We start from the raw sequence: 14,244 nt of genomic DNA, 5'->3' as shown, positions 1-14,244 counted from the left end.
GACGCCCCCGCCATCGTCGCAAAGGTCCTCGCGGCGCTGGGGAAGGCCGAGGCCGTCCCTCTGCGCGCCGTCTGAGCCTTACCCCGCCGAAGCGAAGCTTGGCGCGGGGGAGGCCTCCTCGCCCGGCACCGTGCCGGTGCCCCGGCCCGTGGCCATGTCGCTGACCGCCGCGATCGCCGACATCACGGCCTCCTGCGCGGTCTGGTGGACCATGTGGCCGGAACCGGGGGCACTCAGGACAAGGCTGCCGGGCAGTTCTTCAAGCAGCCGTCGCCGGGCGTGGCCGCAGCCGCTAGAACTCGTCCCAGCCCCCCGCCGCCTTGCGCGTGGGAGCTTCCTTGGGGGCAGCCTGCGCGGGCCGAGCAGCTGGTGCCGCAGCGGGCTTTGGCTTGAAGGCCCCGGCCGCGAGCCTGCGCAGACGATCCGGTTCCGACGTGGCTTCGGGGGCAGGTCCGCGCTTCGCGGCGGGCATGGGCGCGCTCCGGCTGGTGCGGAACCGCTCCACATGCTCCCGCAGGCGCTGTACCTGCCGGGAGAGCTCCGATGCCGCGGCGGCGCTTTCCTCGGCCATGGCGGCGTTCTGCTGCGTCATCTCGTCCATATGCGCGACGGCCTGGGCCATCTCGTCGATGCCGCCGGCCTGTTCGTCCGACGCCGCCGAGATCTCCGACACCGTCGAGGACACCTTGTTGGACGCCTGGACGATACGCTCCAGCGCCTCGCCCGTCTTGCGGACGAGGTCGACACCCTGGGTCACCTCGTCGCCGGAGGCGCTGATGAGGCCTGTGATGTCCTTCGCTGCCTCGGAGGACCGCTGCGCCAGCGTGCGCACCTCGGCTGCAACCACAGCGAAACCCTTCCCGGCGTCGCCCGCCCTGGCCGCCTCGACGGCGGCGTTGAGGGCGAGGAGGTTTGTCTGGAAGGCGATCTCGTCGATCACGCCGGTGATGTCGGAGATCTTCTGGCTGGCCTGCTCGATGCGAGCCATCGCCTCAACCGCATCTCGCACGACACGGCCGCCATCAGTGGCGACGCCCGTAGCCTCCTGGGCCAGGGATACCGCCTGCCGGGAAGACTGCGCCGACGCCTTCACCGATGCGGCGAGTTCCTCGGTCGTGGCGGCTGTCTCCTCCAGTGCCGAGGCCTGCTGCTCGGTGCGGTTGGAGAGGTCCTGCGCTCCCGCGCGGATCTCGCCTGCTGAATGCGAGGTCTCCGCGGCGATCGCCTTGATCTCCTCGGCAAACTCCTCCAGCCGTTCCGCAGTGACGTCGTAGTCGGCACCGATTTTCGCAAAATCCGGAGGCAACTGGCCTGTCAGCCTGCGGGTCAGGTCGCCGTCGGCCAGGGCGGACAGAGCGGCTCCGACGTCGGTGAGCGCCCTGTCGCGTTCCTCCGCTACGCGTCGCTCTGATTCGTGTGCCTTCTCCTCGACGGCACGGCGGGCCTGGTCGGATGCCTCGATATAGACGGAGATGGCGAGGTCCATGTCGAGGAGGGCCGCCTTGATGACGCCGGCGAGCTGTCCTTTTACGGTGTCCAGTCCCGGCATCGTCTTGCCGAGGAGGCCTTTTGGCCAGCTCGCCTCGAGCAGCTTACCGAGCAGCCCCTCGATGATCAGTGCGTAGGAGCCGATGTAGTAGCGAGGCTCGAGGCCGACGCGGGCATGCACGTGGCCGACCTTCGTCACTGCGGTGGCATAGTGTTCGTCGAACTCGGCCCGGCCGATGCGAGCCCAGTGTTCCAGCTGTCGTTGCTTGGCCCAGTCCATCCGAGAGCCGTCGGAAAAGAGGTTCTTCGTCTGCGCGTTGGAGCGGATCTGCATATACACGGCGTCCAGGATCGCCGGCAGCTCCTGCTGAATGATGCCTGCACAGGAACGGATCGCGTCCTGTGCGGTCGAGTTGAGGCCGATATACGAAAGGCGTTCGGAAAGGTGATGATTGTCCATGGCGTGTGATCCCCCAGCGGATGTCACGACACTAGGACAAAGATGCTAAACGTTTCTTGTCATTGAGTTGGTCGTAGATGCTTATTGGCCCCGAATGGGATAGCCGATATTTGCCGATACACAGTATCTATTTCACGACTGCATCGTTGTCTTCCGCCAAGGCGGAGCTTGATATTTCACGTAGTGCAGATGTGGAATTGGCAGCTGCGTGGCCGCCGGGCTCGTCGGGGCTGTTGCCGGTCTCCCGCTTGCGCGTGCGACCTCGTCCGGACTCGAGCGCGTCCTTTTCCGCGAGCTTCTGCTCGTCCAGTCCCGAGCTTTCCGACAGCGAAGATGTTTTCCCGGTCCGCATGGGCTCACCCCGTTCTGTCATGGGATGCCCGGGACGCGAGGTCCCGGGCCGTTCGCGTCACTGGCAGACCCGAACGTTGCGCCATCCTACCACGACACCATACGAATCGTAGACCTCCTGGCGTTCGCGCCAGCAATTCTGCTGGACGACGACCGGCGCTTCGTAGGTCTCGTAACCCGGGCTGCCGTAGGCGTAGGACGGCTCGCCGTAGACCGGCGCGGCGTATGAGCGGTTCGCGCCTGCTATGGCGCCGCCCAGGATCGCGCCTGCGGCGAGTCCGCCGATCGCGGCAGCGTGGCGGCCATTGCGCGCCTCGGCTGTGCCTGTCGTGGATGCGAGGCTCGCGCCCAGCACGAGCGCGGAGAGCGCGGCCGCGCTGATCTTTCCTGCGAATGTCATGGCGATACTCCTGTCTCGACCCCCGTCGTTTCAGGAGGTGCAAACGCCCGGAGCCCGCAAGGGTTCGGCTACCTTCGTCGGGCGGGGCGTTTTCACGCCCGTCAGCGTCCTGTCAGGCACGGAACTCTAATGATCGGCGGCCGACGGGACGGGTCCAGGCTTCCACCCGCGTAGCGTTCTGCCGGCAGCCCGGTCGTGAAGCCCACCGGGCGCACTCTTACTGCCTGACTGAGGGAACTGGTGCCGGCGGAGGGGATCGAACCCCCGACCTTCGGTTTACAAAACCGCTGCACTACCGCTGTGCTACGCCGGCCCGGTTCGTCTGGTAGCAAAGCGGGGCCGCGGGTTCAACAGCGGCGGGTGTCCGCTCAGGCTTCCCAGCGCGGCGGGCGCTTCTCGACGAATGCGCCGATGCCCTCTTCGGCATCGCGGGCCATCATGTTTTCCACCATGACGCGGGTGGCGTGTTCATAGGCTTCGGCGAGCGGCATCTCCGCCTGTTCGTAGAATGCGCGCTTGCCGATCGTCACCGTGACGGCCGAGCGTGCCGCAATGGAGCGCGCCAGCGCCATCGCCTCGTCGAGCGCGGTGCCGGCCTCGACCACCCTGTTGACCAGCCCCATCGCGGCGGCGCGCTCGGCCCCGATCATGTCGCCCGTCAGCAGCATCTCCATCGCGTGCTTGCGCGAGAGGTTGCGGGACAGCGCCACCATCGGTGTCGAGCAGAACAGGCCGATGCTGACGCCCGGCGTGCAGAAATGGGCGTGGCTGCCGGCGACCGCGAGGTCCGCGCTCGCGACGAGCTGGCAGCCCGCGGCAGTCGCGACGCCCTCCACTGCGGCGACGACCGGCTGCGGCAGGCGCACGATCTTCTGCATCATCACCGAGCAGCGGGAGAGGATGCCGGCGAAGGCGGCGCGCCCCCGATCGGGATCCTGCCGGAGCCGGGTGAGCTCCTTCAGATCATGCCCCGACGAGAAGGCAGGCCCGGGAGCCGCGGTGATCACCACGGCCTTGACGGACCTGTCGGCCGCGACGGCGTCGAGCGTGAGCGCGAGGTCGTCGATCAGTGCCGAGGAGAGTGCATTGCGCGCCGCAGGGCGGTTCAGCGTGAGCAGCGCTACGCTATCCAGGTCCTGGCGCAGCAGGGCAGGGGGCTCGGTAACGGTCTCGGGTCGCGGGGCGGCGCTCATGGCTTGTTCCTAGGCGGGGCGCGGCTGGCGCCGGGCGTTGATGGAATGATAGGGCAAGGCGGGACCGGTGGGAACGGGAGGCGGCATGGCGCAGACGATGATGACGGCCGCGGAAGTCACCGCCTTCCTCGACCGCGACTTCCCCGAGCTGCTCACCCGCGGCCGCCTCTACACGGTCGAGTCGGTCGGCCCAATGTGCGCGACGATGACGCTGGCGCCCCATCCCAGCCAGATGCGCCCGGGCGGCACGGTCTCGGGACCCGCAATGATGGCGCTGGCGGATGTGGCGCTCTACGTCGCCATCCTGGCCCAGATCGGCCCCGTGGGCCTGGCCGTGACGACCAACTTCTCCATGAATTTCCTGCGCAGGCCCGCTCCGGGCCTTCTGCGCGCGGAGTGCCGCGTGCTGAAGCTCGGTCGCAGGCTCGCCGTCGGAGATGTCGGCGTGTTCGCGGCTGGCGAACCCGACATGGTCGCGCATGCGACGGCAACCTACTCGATCCCGCCCAAACGCAGCGAAATACCGGGGTAATATAGAACCGTAGCACGCTACTATCTTACCGCATTTGCTAAACAGCTGATTTAGAAGGGTTTTTTGGCAAGCGCCACAGTGCGTCCGTGTTGACGTCGCTGTCCGTGTCGTGTATCGACCGCCCCTGAAGCGAAGGATCGGTTTCCGGTCCGGACCCGACCTGCCGGCCAGCCGGCGCTGACAACGGAACCAGATCCATGAAGACCTATTCGGCCAAGCCCGCCGAGGTCGAGAAGAAGTGGGTGCTGATCGATGCGAAGGGCCTCGTCGTGGGCCGCCTCGCCTCGCTCATCGCCATGCGCTTGCGCGGCAAGCACAAGGCGACCTTCACGCCCCACGTCGACTGCGGCGACAACGTCATCGTCATCAATGCCGAGAAGGTGGTCCTCACCGGCCGCAAGCGCGAGCAGAAGGTGTACTTCCACCACACCGGCTTCCCCGGCGGCATCAAGGAGCGCACCGCGCGCTTCATCCTCGAGGGCCGCTTCCCCGAGCGCGTCGTCGAGAAGGCCGTGGAGCGCATGCTTCCGCGCGGCCCGCTCGGACGCAAGCAGCTCGGCAATCTCCGCGTCTACAAGGGCACGGATCATCCCCACATTGCCCAGCAGCCCGAGTCGCTCGACATCGCGGCGCTGAACCGCAAGAATGCAAGGAGCGCCTGATGGCCGAGACCCTGCAGTCTCTCCAGGACCTCAAGGGCGCGGTCGGGTCTGCGACCCCCGTTTCCGAGGCTCCCCAGCACGTTCAGAAGCTCGACTCGCTCGGCCGCGCCTACGCGACGGGCAAGCGCAAGGACGCGGTCGCCCGCGTCTGGATCAAGCCGGGTGCCGGCGCGATCACCATCAATGGCCGTGACGTCGGTGTCTATTTCGCCCGTCCGGTGCTGCGGATGATCCTTCAGCAGCCGCTGCTGGTCGCCAACCGGCTTAACCAGTACGACATCAACGTCACCGTCGACGGCGGCGGGCTCTCGGGCCAGGCCGGCGCGGTTCGCCACGGCCTCGCCAAGGCGCTCACCCACTTCGAGCCCGAGCTTCGGCCGGTCCTCAAGAAGGTGGGCTTCCTCACCCGCGACAGCCGCGTGGTCGAGCGCAAGAAGTACGGCCGCAAGAAGGCTCGCCGGAGCTTCCAGTTCTCGAAGCGCTGAGCGTCTGCGCCAGGAATACCGGAAAAGGCCGTCCTTCGGGGCGGCCTTTTTTCGTGGTGCCTCAGTTCTGGGAGAACGCAGCCAGCTCGTCGGCTCTCTCAGCCGTCTTGCGCAGGAAGCACTGGTTGGACTCGATGCGCGCGATCGTGCCGGTCTGCTCGCCGTAGAACACGTCGCAGTCGAGCTTCCTGAACTCCAGCCAGGCGCGCTGCGAGGCGCGAAGCTTGTCCTGCTGGTCCCTGGGCAGGCTGCCCATGGCGGATTTGTAGGCCGCGTTCAGCTTTCCATCCTGGATGCGGACCTCGGCGTCGATGCACTCGACCATTGACTGCGTGGAGCCGTCCGGCTTGCCCATGCACTCCGCATACGACTTGCTGAGCAGGTCCTCCCAGCCGGCTGCCCCGGCGGGGGTGGAGAGCGCGGCCAGTGTGGACAGGACGGCGATGGCCGCAAGTGCAATGCGCATGGATGGCTCCCCTTGAGGTGAGCCTGCCAGAAAGGGGCTAAGAAAAGGAAACGGCTCGAACTGAACAAGGGCGACGTCGGCTGCCACCCTCGTTTGTCTTTCGCCTCTACAGTGTCATCGCCGGCGCGCCGAAGGCGCGGGAAGGGGATCAAGGCCTTTTCGCCAAGTTCGGTCTTGCCTGGCGGCCCCTAGATCCCCTTCTCCTCCGCGCCTTCGGCGCTCCGGCCGGGGATGACAGCCAGGGTGGACAGCGGGCGCCCCGGTCATCCGCGGCGCCCTGCGTCTCAGCCCTGCCAGGCGCGGACGGTCTGGCTCTGTACACCCATGCCCTCGATGCCGACCTTCATGGTGTCGCCGGCCTTCAGGAACACGGGGGGCTTCATGCCGAGGCCGACGCCCGGGGGCGTGCCGGTGGTGATCACGTCGCCGGGATCGAGCTGCAGGAAGTTCGAGATGTAGGAGACGACGTGGGCCACGCCGAAGATCATCGTCTTCGTCGAACCGTTCTGGACCTTCTTGCCGTTGAGCTCCAGCCACATCGACAGGTTCTGCACGTCGGCGACCTCGTCGGTCGTCACCAGCCAGGGGCCGAGCGGACCGAAGGTGGGGGAGCCCTTGCCCTTCATCCACTGGCCGCCGCGTTCCGTCTGGAAGGCGCGCTCGGAGATGTCGTTGCAGATGCAATAGCCGGCCACATAGGAGAGTGCCTCGCTCTCCGGCACGTAGAGGGCAGGCTTGCCGATGACGATGGCGAGCTCGACCTCCCAGTCCGTCTTCTCGGAGTTCTTCGGGATGACGATGTCGTCGTCCGGTCCCTGCACGCAGTTCGGAGCCTTGTTGAACAGGATCGGCTCGGCCGGGATCGGGGCGCCGGTCTCCGCCGCGTGGTCCGCGTAGTTCAGGCCGACGGCGATGAAGTTGCCCGGCCGGGCAACGCAGGAACCGAGGCGCGTGCCGGCCGGCACGGCCGGCAGGCTCGCCGGGTCGATCCTGGCCAGACGGGCGAGGCTGTCGGGAGAGAGCGTCGCGCCATTGATGTCGGCGACGTGGGCCGAAAGGTCGCGGATGACGCCGTCTGGGCCGACGAGGCCCGGCTTCTCGGCGCCGGCCTGTCCGAAACGAACCAGCTTCATGGGAGATATCCTGTCCTTGGGGTGGAGGAGACCCCTCTGCCGGGGATCCGTCCGCGGTTGAACCCGGCACTGTAGAAGCACGCTGATCCGCCGATGTCGACCCCGGCAGGATCGCCACGCTTGCGCCTTACGGCGGTCCGCCGTGCGTCAGGCGCGGACCAGGACGTACTCGCCGGGCGCATCGCACAGGGCTTTCAGCTTGCCGGTACCGGGCTGGCGCGCCTCGACCCGTTCGGGTGCCTGCGCCTCGACCCAGGCGAACCAGTGCGGCCACCATGTGCCGGGCGTTTCAGTCGCGCCCGCCACCCAGTCCTCCAGCGAACCACCCAGGGGGCCGCCGCTCCAGAACTGGTACTTGGGTTTGCCCGCGGGGTTCACCACGCCGGCGATGTGCCCCGACCCGGCCATGACGAAGTCGACCGGCCCGCCGAAAGACTTGGAGCCGAGGAACACCGACCTCGCCGGCGCGATGTGGTCCTCGCGCGTTGCGAGGTTGTAGATCGGGATGGTGACGTTCTTCAGGTTCAGAGGCTTACCGCCGATCACCATCTCGCCCGCCGCCAGCTTGTTCTTGAGATAGCAGTTGCGGAGATAGAAGGAGTGGTTGGCCGCCGGCATCCGTGTGGAGTCGGCGTTCCAGTAAAGCAGGTCGAAGGCGAACGGCTCCTCGCCCTTCAGGTAGACGTTGATGACGTAGGGCCAGATCAGGTCGTTCGGCCGCAACATGTTGAATGCCGAGGCCATGCTGGAGCCTTCGAGGTATCCGCGCGCATACATGCGGTCCTCGAGAAGCTGCACCTGCTGCTCGTCGACGAACACGGCGAGATCGCCGGCATGGGTGAAATCCACTTGCGTCGTGAACAGGGTGGCGCTGGCGATGCGCTCGTCGCCCAACTCCGCCATGTAGGCCAGCGCGACGGAGAGAAGGGTACCGCCGACGCAGTAGCCGATGGCGCTGACCTGCGTCTCGCCGGTCGCCTGTTCAATGGCCTCGATCGCCTGAAAAATGCCTTCCTTCGCATAGTCTTCGAAGCTCTTCTTCGCCTGCCGCTCGTCCGGGTTCACCCACGAGATGCAGAACACCGTGAGCCCCTGCGAGACGGCCCAGCGGATGAAGGATTTCTCCGGGTTCAAATCGAGAATGTAGAATTTGTTGATCCAGGGCGGGACGATCAGAAGCGGGCGCTTGAGTACCGTTTCCGTGGTCGGCGAGTACTGGATCAGCTCGAAGAGGTCGTTGCGAAACACCACCTTGCCGGGCGTCGTCGCCATGTTGACGCCAACCTTGAAGCCGTCACCCGTCGTCTGCCGCAGCTTCAGCGTGCCCCGGCCCGCCTCAATGTCTTCGGCCAGCATCCGCATCCCGCGCACGAGATTGTCGCCGTTCTGGCGCATCGTCTCGCGCAGGAGCTCGGGATTGGTAGCGACGAAGTTGGTGGGCGCCAGCGCGCTCGCCAGCTGGCGCACATAAAACTCTGCCTTGTGCCGTGTGTGCTGGTCGATGCCCTCGGCCTGGCCGACCAGGCCCTCGGCCCATCGGCTGGTGAGGAGGTAGGCCTGCTTGATGAAGTCGTAGAACGGGTTCTCGGTCCATTCCGGATCGCGAAAGCGCCGGTCGGAAGGGTCCGGCTGGGCTACCGGATCCACGATCTCGCCGGACATGCGCTTCAACGTGCCTGTCCAGAGGTCGAGAAAGCCCTTCGTCAAGCTCGCCTGGGCCATGACGACGCGCTGCGGGTCCATGGCCCAGTGCTCGACCACCTGGCCGAGCGTCTTCACGACATCGCTCACCTCTTCGGAAACGCCGGGCTTGGTCCGGCCTTCCTCGACGGGGCGGAGAGCCGCGGCAGTGGCTTTTCCCATCTCCTCCATCAGGCGGGCCGTGTTGGTCGCGAGCGCCTCGATGTCAGGAACGGGGGGCCGCGACTCGCCGTCGACGTCGCCGGTGTTCTGCCCGCCTGGCTTCATGCGTCACGTCCCTCGGCCTCGCCGGCTTTCCCGCCGGCGCATGTTCGTTTAACCCATACTAACGCGCAGCATGCCACTCCGGGCCACGGAAATTCGTCTGAGAGGTCCGGCGTCGTCGCTGCGCTGCAACACCGGAGAGCGGATGTGAAGTTCAAGGATCGTCGGATCGCCCGCAGCGCACGTGGCTGTCCCGCCATGCCCCTCGTGCTGACGGCCGCCGCCGCGCTCCTGACGGCCGGCTGCACCGACGCGACCTCGCCGACGAGCAACCGCACGGTGCACAGCCTCGCCGTCAGGGTGGGGGCCGCGACGGACGTGCCCGATCCGCCCGATTTCATCAAGTCCAGCCGGAAAGGCGATGCCGACTACATGGCGGTCGGCATCACGCCGCCAGACCGAAAGCTCCAGCCGCGCAAAGGGGATGACGTCAAGAAGCTTGAGAACGAGCTCGAATCCACGCGGTCGCAGCACGACCGGCTGGCCGGCCGCAAGCCGCCGGCCAAGCCGGCCAAGAAGAAGCCACCGGCAGCTGCCGCCCAGTAGGCCAGTCCGCAACAACGAACACTGCCCAGCCGGGCAGGCAGATGCTAAAGGTTGGCTTCGCGCGTCGCCGCGCGCGAGCTTGGCCCCACGGTCCGGGACGACAGCGATGACCACCGACTTTCACCGCATCAAGCGCCTGCCCCCCTACGTCTTCGAGCAGGTGAACCGGATCAAGGCCGGGGCCCGCAATGCCGGCGCCGACATCATCGACCTCGGCATGGGCAATCCGGACCTGCCCGCGCCCAAGCACGTCATCGAGAAGCTGGTCGAGACGGCCGGCAAGCCCCGGACGGATCGTTACTCCGCCTCGAAGGGCATCGCCGGCCTGCGCCGGGCGCAGGCGCACTATTATGGCCGCCGTTTCGGCGTGAAGCTCGATCCCGACACCCAGGTGGTGGCCACGCTGGGCTCGAAGGAAGGCTTCGCCAACATGGCGCAGGCGATCACCGCGCCCGGCGACGTGGTGCTGGTCCCCAACCCCAGCTACCCCATCCACGCCTTCGGCTTCCTGATGGCGGGCGGTGTCATCCGTTCGGTACCGGCCGAACCGAACGAGGAGATGTTCCGCGCGTTGGAAAGGGCTGTGATCCACTCCATCCCCAAGCCCATCGCGCTCGTCACCTGCTACCCGGCCAATCCGACCGCGTTCACGGCGACGCTCGATTTTTATCGCGACCTCGTCGCCTTCGCCCGCAAGCACGACCTGATCCTGCTGTCGGACCTCGCTTACGCCGAGGTCTATTTCGACGACAGCAATCCGCCCCCCTCGGTGCTGCAGGTGCCCGGAGCCTTCGACTGCACGGTCGAGTTCACCTCCATGTCGAAGACGTTCTCGATGGCCGGCTGGCGCATGGGTTTCGCCGTCGGCAACGAGCGGCTGCTTGCCGCGCTGGCGCGGGTCAAGTCGTATCTCGACTACGGCGCCTACACCCCCGTCCAGGTTGCGGCCACCGCCGCACTGAACGGGCCGGACGACTGCATCCGCGAGATGCGAGAGGTCTACCGCAAGCGGCGCGACGCGCTGGTGGACAGCTTCTCCAAGGCAGGCTGGGATTTTCCACCGCCTGACGCGTCGATGTTCGCGTGGGTCAAGATCCCGGAACCGTTCCGCGAACTCGGCAGCCTGGAATTCTCGAAGCTCCTGGTCGAGAAGGCCTCGGTCGCCGTCGCTCCGGGCATCGGCTTCGGCGAGCACGGCGACGACTATGTCCGCATTGCAATGGTCGAGAACGAGCAGCGCATTCGACAGGCTGCGCGCAACGTCCGCCGCTTCCTCGAATCGGCCGACAAGACGCTGCACAACGTCGTGCCGCTCGCGGCGCGCGCGTGAGAAGCCGAGGCAGGACAGGATCGTGCTCGCATGACTGAGCCACTTCGTATCGGCATCGTCGGCCTCGGCACCGTAGGCGGGGCGCTCGTCCGGTTGCTGGAGCAGAACGCCAACGCGCTGGCCGCACGGTGTGGCCGTTCCGTCGTGGTCGTGGCGGTGTCCGCACGCGACCGCACCCGTGACCGCGGCGTCGATCTCGCGCGCTATGAATGGTTCGACGATCCCGTCGCGCTGGCTCAGGCGGCCCGCGTGGACTGCGTGGTCGAACTCATGGGTGGAGCCGACGGCCCGGCCAAGGCGGTGGTGGAGGCCGCGCTGTCCGCCGGCCGCCCGGTTGTGACGGCCAACAAGGCACTTCTCGCCCGACACGGCGCCGCACTGGCCCGGCTGGCGGAGAAGAACGGCGCGTCGATCGGCTTTGAGGCGGCGGTGGCCGGCGGCATTCCGATCGTGAAAGGCCTGCGCGAGACCCTCGCCGGCAACACGGTGCACAGGATTTCCGGGATCCTGAACGGCACGTGCAACTACATCCTGTCGCGCATGGAGCAGGAAGGGCTCGGCTTCGCCGAGGTTCTCGCCGATGCGCAGCGGCTGGGCTATGCGGAGGCCGACCCGACCTTCGACGTCGGCGGCTTCGACACGGCCCACAAGCTCGCAATCCTCACCAGCCTCGCATTCGGCACCGAGATCGATGCAGACGCCATCCATGTGGAAGGCATCAGCGCCATCACGCCGCTCGACCTGAAGATGGCCGACGAACTCGGATATCGCATCAAGCTGCTCGGTGTCGCCGAGCGGACCTCGACGGGGATCGAGCAGCGTGTGCATCCCACCATGGTGCCGAAGTCCTGGCCGATCGCGCAGGTGATGGGCGTCACCAACGCCGTCAATGTTCATGCCGAACCCGTCGGCGAACTCACCTGGGTAGGCCCGGGCGCCGGCGGACAGGCCACCGCCTCCTCCGTCCTCGCCGACATCGTTGACGTCGCCCGCGGCACGGTGGTGGAGACGTTCGGCCAGCCGGTCGCCGCCCTGGAGAAGGCGGAACGCGCGCCGATGCAGCGCCACGAGGGCGGCTACTACGTGCGCCTGTCGGTGGTCAACAAGCCTGGCGCTGCCGCCGCGATCGCGACCCGCATGGCCGAGCGCCAGATTTCTCTGGAAAGCATCGTGCAGCGCCGCGCAGCGGCAGCGAAGACCAGCGACCCTGCCGGACGCTCGGGGGCACCGGTTCCGGTCGTCCTGATCACCTACGCCACGACGGAGGCCGCCATCCGTGCCGCCGTCGCGGCGGTAACCTCGGACGGGCACGTGGCTGAGCCCCCGCAGGTCATTCGCATCGAACGCGAATAGCAGTTCCGCAGCCGCAGGAGATTCGCCCGAATGAGCGCCCCGTCTAACGAGATCACCGTCAAGCCGAAAGACGTCGTCGAGCGCATCCTGTCGATGGAGCTCGTTCGCGTGACCGAGCGCGCTGCCGTTTCCGCGGCCCGCCTGCGTGGGCACGGCAACGAGAAGGCCGCCGACCAGGCCGCCGTCGACGCGATGCGGCGCGAGCTGAACAAGCTCCCGATCGACGGCACGGTGGTGATCGGCGAAGGCGAGCGCGACGAGGCGCCGATGCTGTTCATCGGCGAAAAGGTCGGCAACGGGCTTGGCCCGAAGGTCGACATCGCCGTCGATCCCCTGGAGGGCACGACTCTCTGCGCCAAGGACATGCCGGGCGCGATCGCCGTGATGGCCATGGCGCAGGCGGGCTCGCTGCTTTACGCGCCGGACGTCTACATGGACAAGATCGCCATCGGTCCTGGCTACCCGCCCGGCGTGGTCGATCTCGACAAGTCGCCCGCCGAGAACATCGCCGACCTCGCCAGGGCCAAGGGCGTGAAGCCGAGCGAGATCAACGTCCTGATCATGGACAGGCCGCGCCATGCCGACCTCATCGCGGCCGTCCGCAAGACCGGCGCGCCGATCCGCCTGATCACCGACGGCGACGTCGCGGGCGTGATCTTCACGACGATGCACGAGCAGACCAACATCGACCTCTATCTCGGCATCGGCGGAGCACCCGAGGGCGTGCTGGCCGCCGCCGCGCTGCGCTGCGTGGGCGGACAGATGCAGGCACGGCTGATCCTCGACACGCCGGAGAAGGTCGAGCGCGCCCGCACCATGGGCGTCAAGGACCCGAAGAAGAAGTACGAGATGGCCGAGCTCGCCTCAGGCGACGTGATCGTATCGGCGACGGGCGTCACCGACGGCTCGCTTCTCGCTGGCGTACGCTTCGGCAAGGACGTGATCGAGACGGAGACGATCGTCTATCGCTCGATCACCGGCACGGTGCGCAAGATCCACGGCGAGCACCGCGAATTCGAGAAGTTCCGGCTGGACTAACCGGCTCCACGGGGGAGCCGCCGGGCTCCCCCTGCGGATCAGGCGAACCCCATCGCGCGGTCGATGGTGGTCTTCAAGGTCTCTGCCCCGAACGGCACCTTCAGAACGTGCGTGTTCTCGAGCTGGCGCAGCCGCGCCGGATCCTCTTCCTTGTCGGACGAGAGAATGATGAAGGGGATCGGCGCCCAGGCGTCGCGCCCCAGCATCACCTGCCGCAGGTCGAACGCGTTCAGCGGCTGCATGGCCCGCTTGCACATCACCAGCCGGTAGGGCTTCTGACCGAGCCGCCGGATGGCATCCGGCCCGCTCGGGGCGAGATCGATCTCCTGCACGCCGCTGCTGGACAGCAGCATGCGAACGATGCGCGCAACCGCAGGCGTGTCGTCGACGACCAGGACCGGCTCGATCCGATTTTCCTTCATCGCACAATCCTGCGCACGCTCGTTGGGGCTTCAGGGTCGACGGCCTCCAGCGCGAGGCGGATGCACAAATCGTGGCGTCCCGTCTCGAGAGCCTCGCGTGCGAGGTCGATCAGGCGTGCGCTCTCAATGCAGGTCCTCCCGCTTTTCACGATCGAATCACACCAGTTGAGGATTTCCACGCACATCTCGGCAGTCGCAGTGTCGGTCATGGGCAATCCGTCTCTATGAAATCGACATGATGAAACGTGTGGAGCGTAGGGGATGCTCGCTTAAGGATCGTTGAAAGCCCGGCCAGGGCGATTGGCGAAAAGGCGCCGCAGGTTTACCTAGGGAGGGTGATCGGCACCCAGTTCGGACAGATCCGCTCCTTCTCCGGCAGGCTTTGGCGCGACCGCCTCGACGAGGCCGGCCGGGCGCGGG

Annotated in this window: 16 protein-coding genes and 1 tRNA gene; 7 read left to right on the top strand and 10 right to left on the bottom strand. The window is 66.9% G+C overall.

Going from position 1 to position 14,244, the window contains the following annotated elements:
* Positions 1 to 78 precede the first annotated feature (78 nt).
* The 5 genes from AC5JCN_RS11045 to AC5JCN_RS11025 all read right to left on the bottom strand — a co-directional run bounded on the left by AC5JCN_RS11045 (position 79) and on the right by AC5JCN_RS11025 (position 3,892).
* The gene (locus tag AC5JCN_RS11045; RefSeq protein WP_495755105.1) at positions 79 to 213 is read right to left on the bottom strand and encodes a hypothetical protein; all 135 of its coding nucleotides are present in this window, start codon (positions 211 to 213) and stop codon (positions 79 to 81) included.
* Between the two features lie 79 nt (positions 214 to 292).
* The gene (locus AC5JCN_RS11040) at positions 293 to 1,948 is read right to left on the bottom strand and encodes a methyl-accepting chemotaxis protein (RefSeq protein WP_495755104.1); all 1,656 of its coding nucleotides are present in this window, start codon (positions 1,946 to 1,948) and stop codon (positions 293 to 295) included.
* Between the two features lie 409 nt (positions 1,949 to 2,357).
* Complete coding sequence (locus tag AC5JCN_RS11035) at positions 2,358 to 2,699, bottom strand: hypothetical protein (RefSeq protein WP_495755103.1); 342 nt, start codon at positions 2,697 to 2,699, stop codon at positions 2,358 to 2,360.
* Between the two features lie 238 nt (positions 2,700 to 2,937).
* Positions 2,938 to 3,012 (bottom strand) — tRNA-Thr (locus AC5JCN_RS11030).
* Positions 3,013 to 3,067: 55 nt separating this feature from the next.
* On the bottom strand, positions 3,068 to 3,892 hold the full coding sequence (locus tag AC5JCN_RS11025; RefSeq protein WP_495755102.1) for an enoyl-CoA hydratase: 825 nt from the start codon (positions 3,890 to 3,892) through the stop codon (positions 3,068 to 3,070).
* A gap of 85 nt (positions 3,893 to 3,977) precedes the next feature.
* Here AC5JCN_RS11025 and AC5JCN_RS11020 point away from each other — a divergent pair, with 85 nt between their 5' ends.
* From AC5JCN_RS11020 to rpsI, 3 genes are all read left to right on the top strand, one after another.
* Entirely contained in the window at positions 3,978 to 4,424 is a 447-nt protein-coding gene (locus tag AC5JCN_RS11020; protein ID WP_495755101.1) for a PaaI family thioesterase, read from the top strand.
* A gap of 197 nt (positions 4,425 to 4,621) precedes the next feature.
* Positions 4,622 to 5,086 carry a 50S ribosomal protein L13 gene (rplM, locus tag AC5JCN_RS11015; protein WP_495755100.1) on the top strand — a complete coding sequence of 155 codons (465 nt, stop codon included), beginning with the start codon at positions 4,622 to 4,624 and terminating at the stop codon, positions 5,084 to 5,086.
* Positions 5,086 to 5,571, top strand: coding sequence for a 30S ribosomal protein S9 (gene rpsI, locus AC5JCN_RS11010; protein WP_495755099.1), 486 nt, complete (start codon positions 5,086 to 5,088; stop codon positions 5,569 to 5,571). The genes rplM and rpsI overlap by 1 nt, the downstream gene beginning before the upstream one ends.
* Positions 5,572 to 5,632: 61 nt before the next feature.
* Here rpsI and AC5JCN_RS11005 read toward each other — a convergent pair whose 3' ends face one another.
* The 3 genes from AC5JCN_RS11005 to AC5JCN_RS10995 form a co-directional block, all read right to left on the bottom strand.
* A complete protein-coding gene (locus AC5JCN_RS11005; protein WP_495755098.1) occupies positions 5,633 to 6,037 on the bottom strand; it encodes a lysozyme inhibitor LprI family protein in 405 nt (134 codons plus the stop codon).
* A 284-nt stretch (positions 6,038 to 6,321) separates the two neighbouring features.
* Complete coding sequence (locus tag AC5JCN_RS11000) at positions 6,322 to 7,170, bottom strand: fumarylacetoacetate hydrolase family protein (RefSeq protein ID WP_495755097.1); 849 nt, start codon at positions 7,168 to 7,170, stop codon at positions 6,322 to 6,324.
* A gap of 147 nt (positions 7,171 to 7,317) precedes the next feature.
* Positions 7,318 to 9,138, bottom strand: coding sequence for a PHA/PHB synthase family protein (locus AC5JCN_RS10995; RefSeq protein ID WP_495755096.1), 1,821 nt, complete (start codon positions 9,136 to 9,138; stop codon positions 7,318 to 7,320).
* 144 nt (positions 9,139 to 9,282) lie between these two features.
* Here AC5JCN_RS10995 and AC5JCN_RS10990 point away from each other — a divergent pair, with 144 nt between their 5' ends.
* From AC5JCN_RS10990 to glpX, 4 genes are all read left to right on the top strand, one after another.
* Positions 9,283 to 9,681, top strand: a complete 399-nt coding sequence (locus AC5JCN_RS10990; RefSeq protein WP_495755095.1) for a hypothetical protein — start codon at positions 9,283 to 9,285, stop codon at positions 9,679 to 9,681.
* A 106-nt stretch (positions 9,682 to 9,787) separates the two neighbouring features.
* On the top strand, positions 9,788 to 11,011 hold the full coding sequence (locus AC5JCN_RS10985; protein ID WP_495755094.1) for an LL-diaminopimelate aminotransferase: 1,224 nt from the start codon (positions 9,788 to 9,790) through the stop codon (positions 11,009 to 11,011).
* A gap of 30 nt (positions 11,012 to 11,041) precedes the next feature.
* Positions 11,042 to 12,364 (top strand): homoserine dehydrogenase, encoded by a 1,323-nt coding sequence (locus AC5JCN_RS10980; RefSeq protein ID WP_495755093.1) that lies wholly within the window; start codon positions 11,042 to 11,044, stop codon positions 12,362 to 12,364.
* 30 nt (positions 12,365 to 12,394) lie between these two features.
* Positions 12,395 to 13,402 (top strand): class II fructose-bisphosphatase, encoded by a 1,008-nt coding sequence (gene glpX, locus AC5JCN_RS10975; RefSeq protein ID WP_495755092.1) that lies wholly within the window; start codon positions 12,395 to 12,397, stop codon positions 13,400 to 13,402.
* Positions 13,403 to 13,440: 38 nt separating this feature from the next.
* Here glpX and AC5JCN_RS10970 read toward each other — a convergent pair whose 3' ends face one another.
* Both AC5JCN_RS10970 and AC5JCN_RS10965 read right to left on the bottom strand, forming a co-directional pair.
* Positions 13,441 to 13,824: a response regulator gene (locus AC5JCN_RS10970; RefSeq protein WP_495755091.1), complete on the bottom strand. Its 384-nt coding sequence runs from the start codon at positions 13,822 to 13,824 to the stop codon at positions 13,441 to 13,443.
* Positions 13,821 to 14,033 carry a hypothetical protein gene (locus AC5JCN_RS10965; protein ID WP_495755090.1) on the bottom strand — a complete coding sequence of 71 codons (213 nt, stop codon included), beginning with the start codon at positions 14,031 to 14,033 and terminating at the stop codon, positions 13,821 to 13,823. The genes AC5JCN_RS10970 and AC5JCN_RS10965 overlap by 4 nt, the downstream gene beginning before the upstream one ends.
* Positions 14,034 to 14,244 lie beyond the last annotated feature (211 nt).

The sequence above is a fragment of the Alsobacter sp. genome, from assembly GCF_059501845.1.
This window is presented reverse-complemented; position numbering and strand designations above follow the sequence as displayed.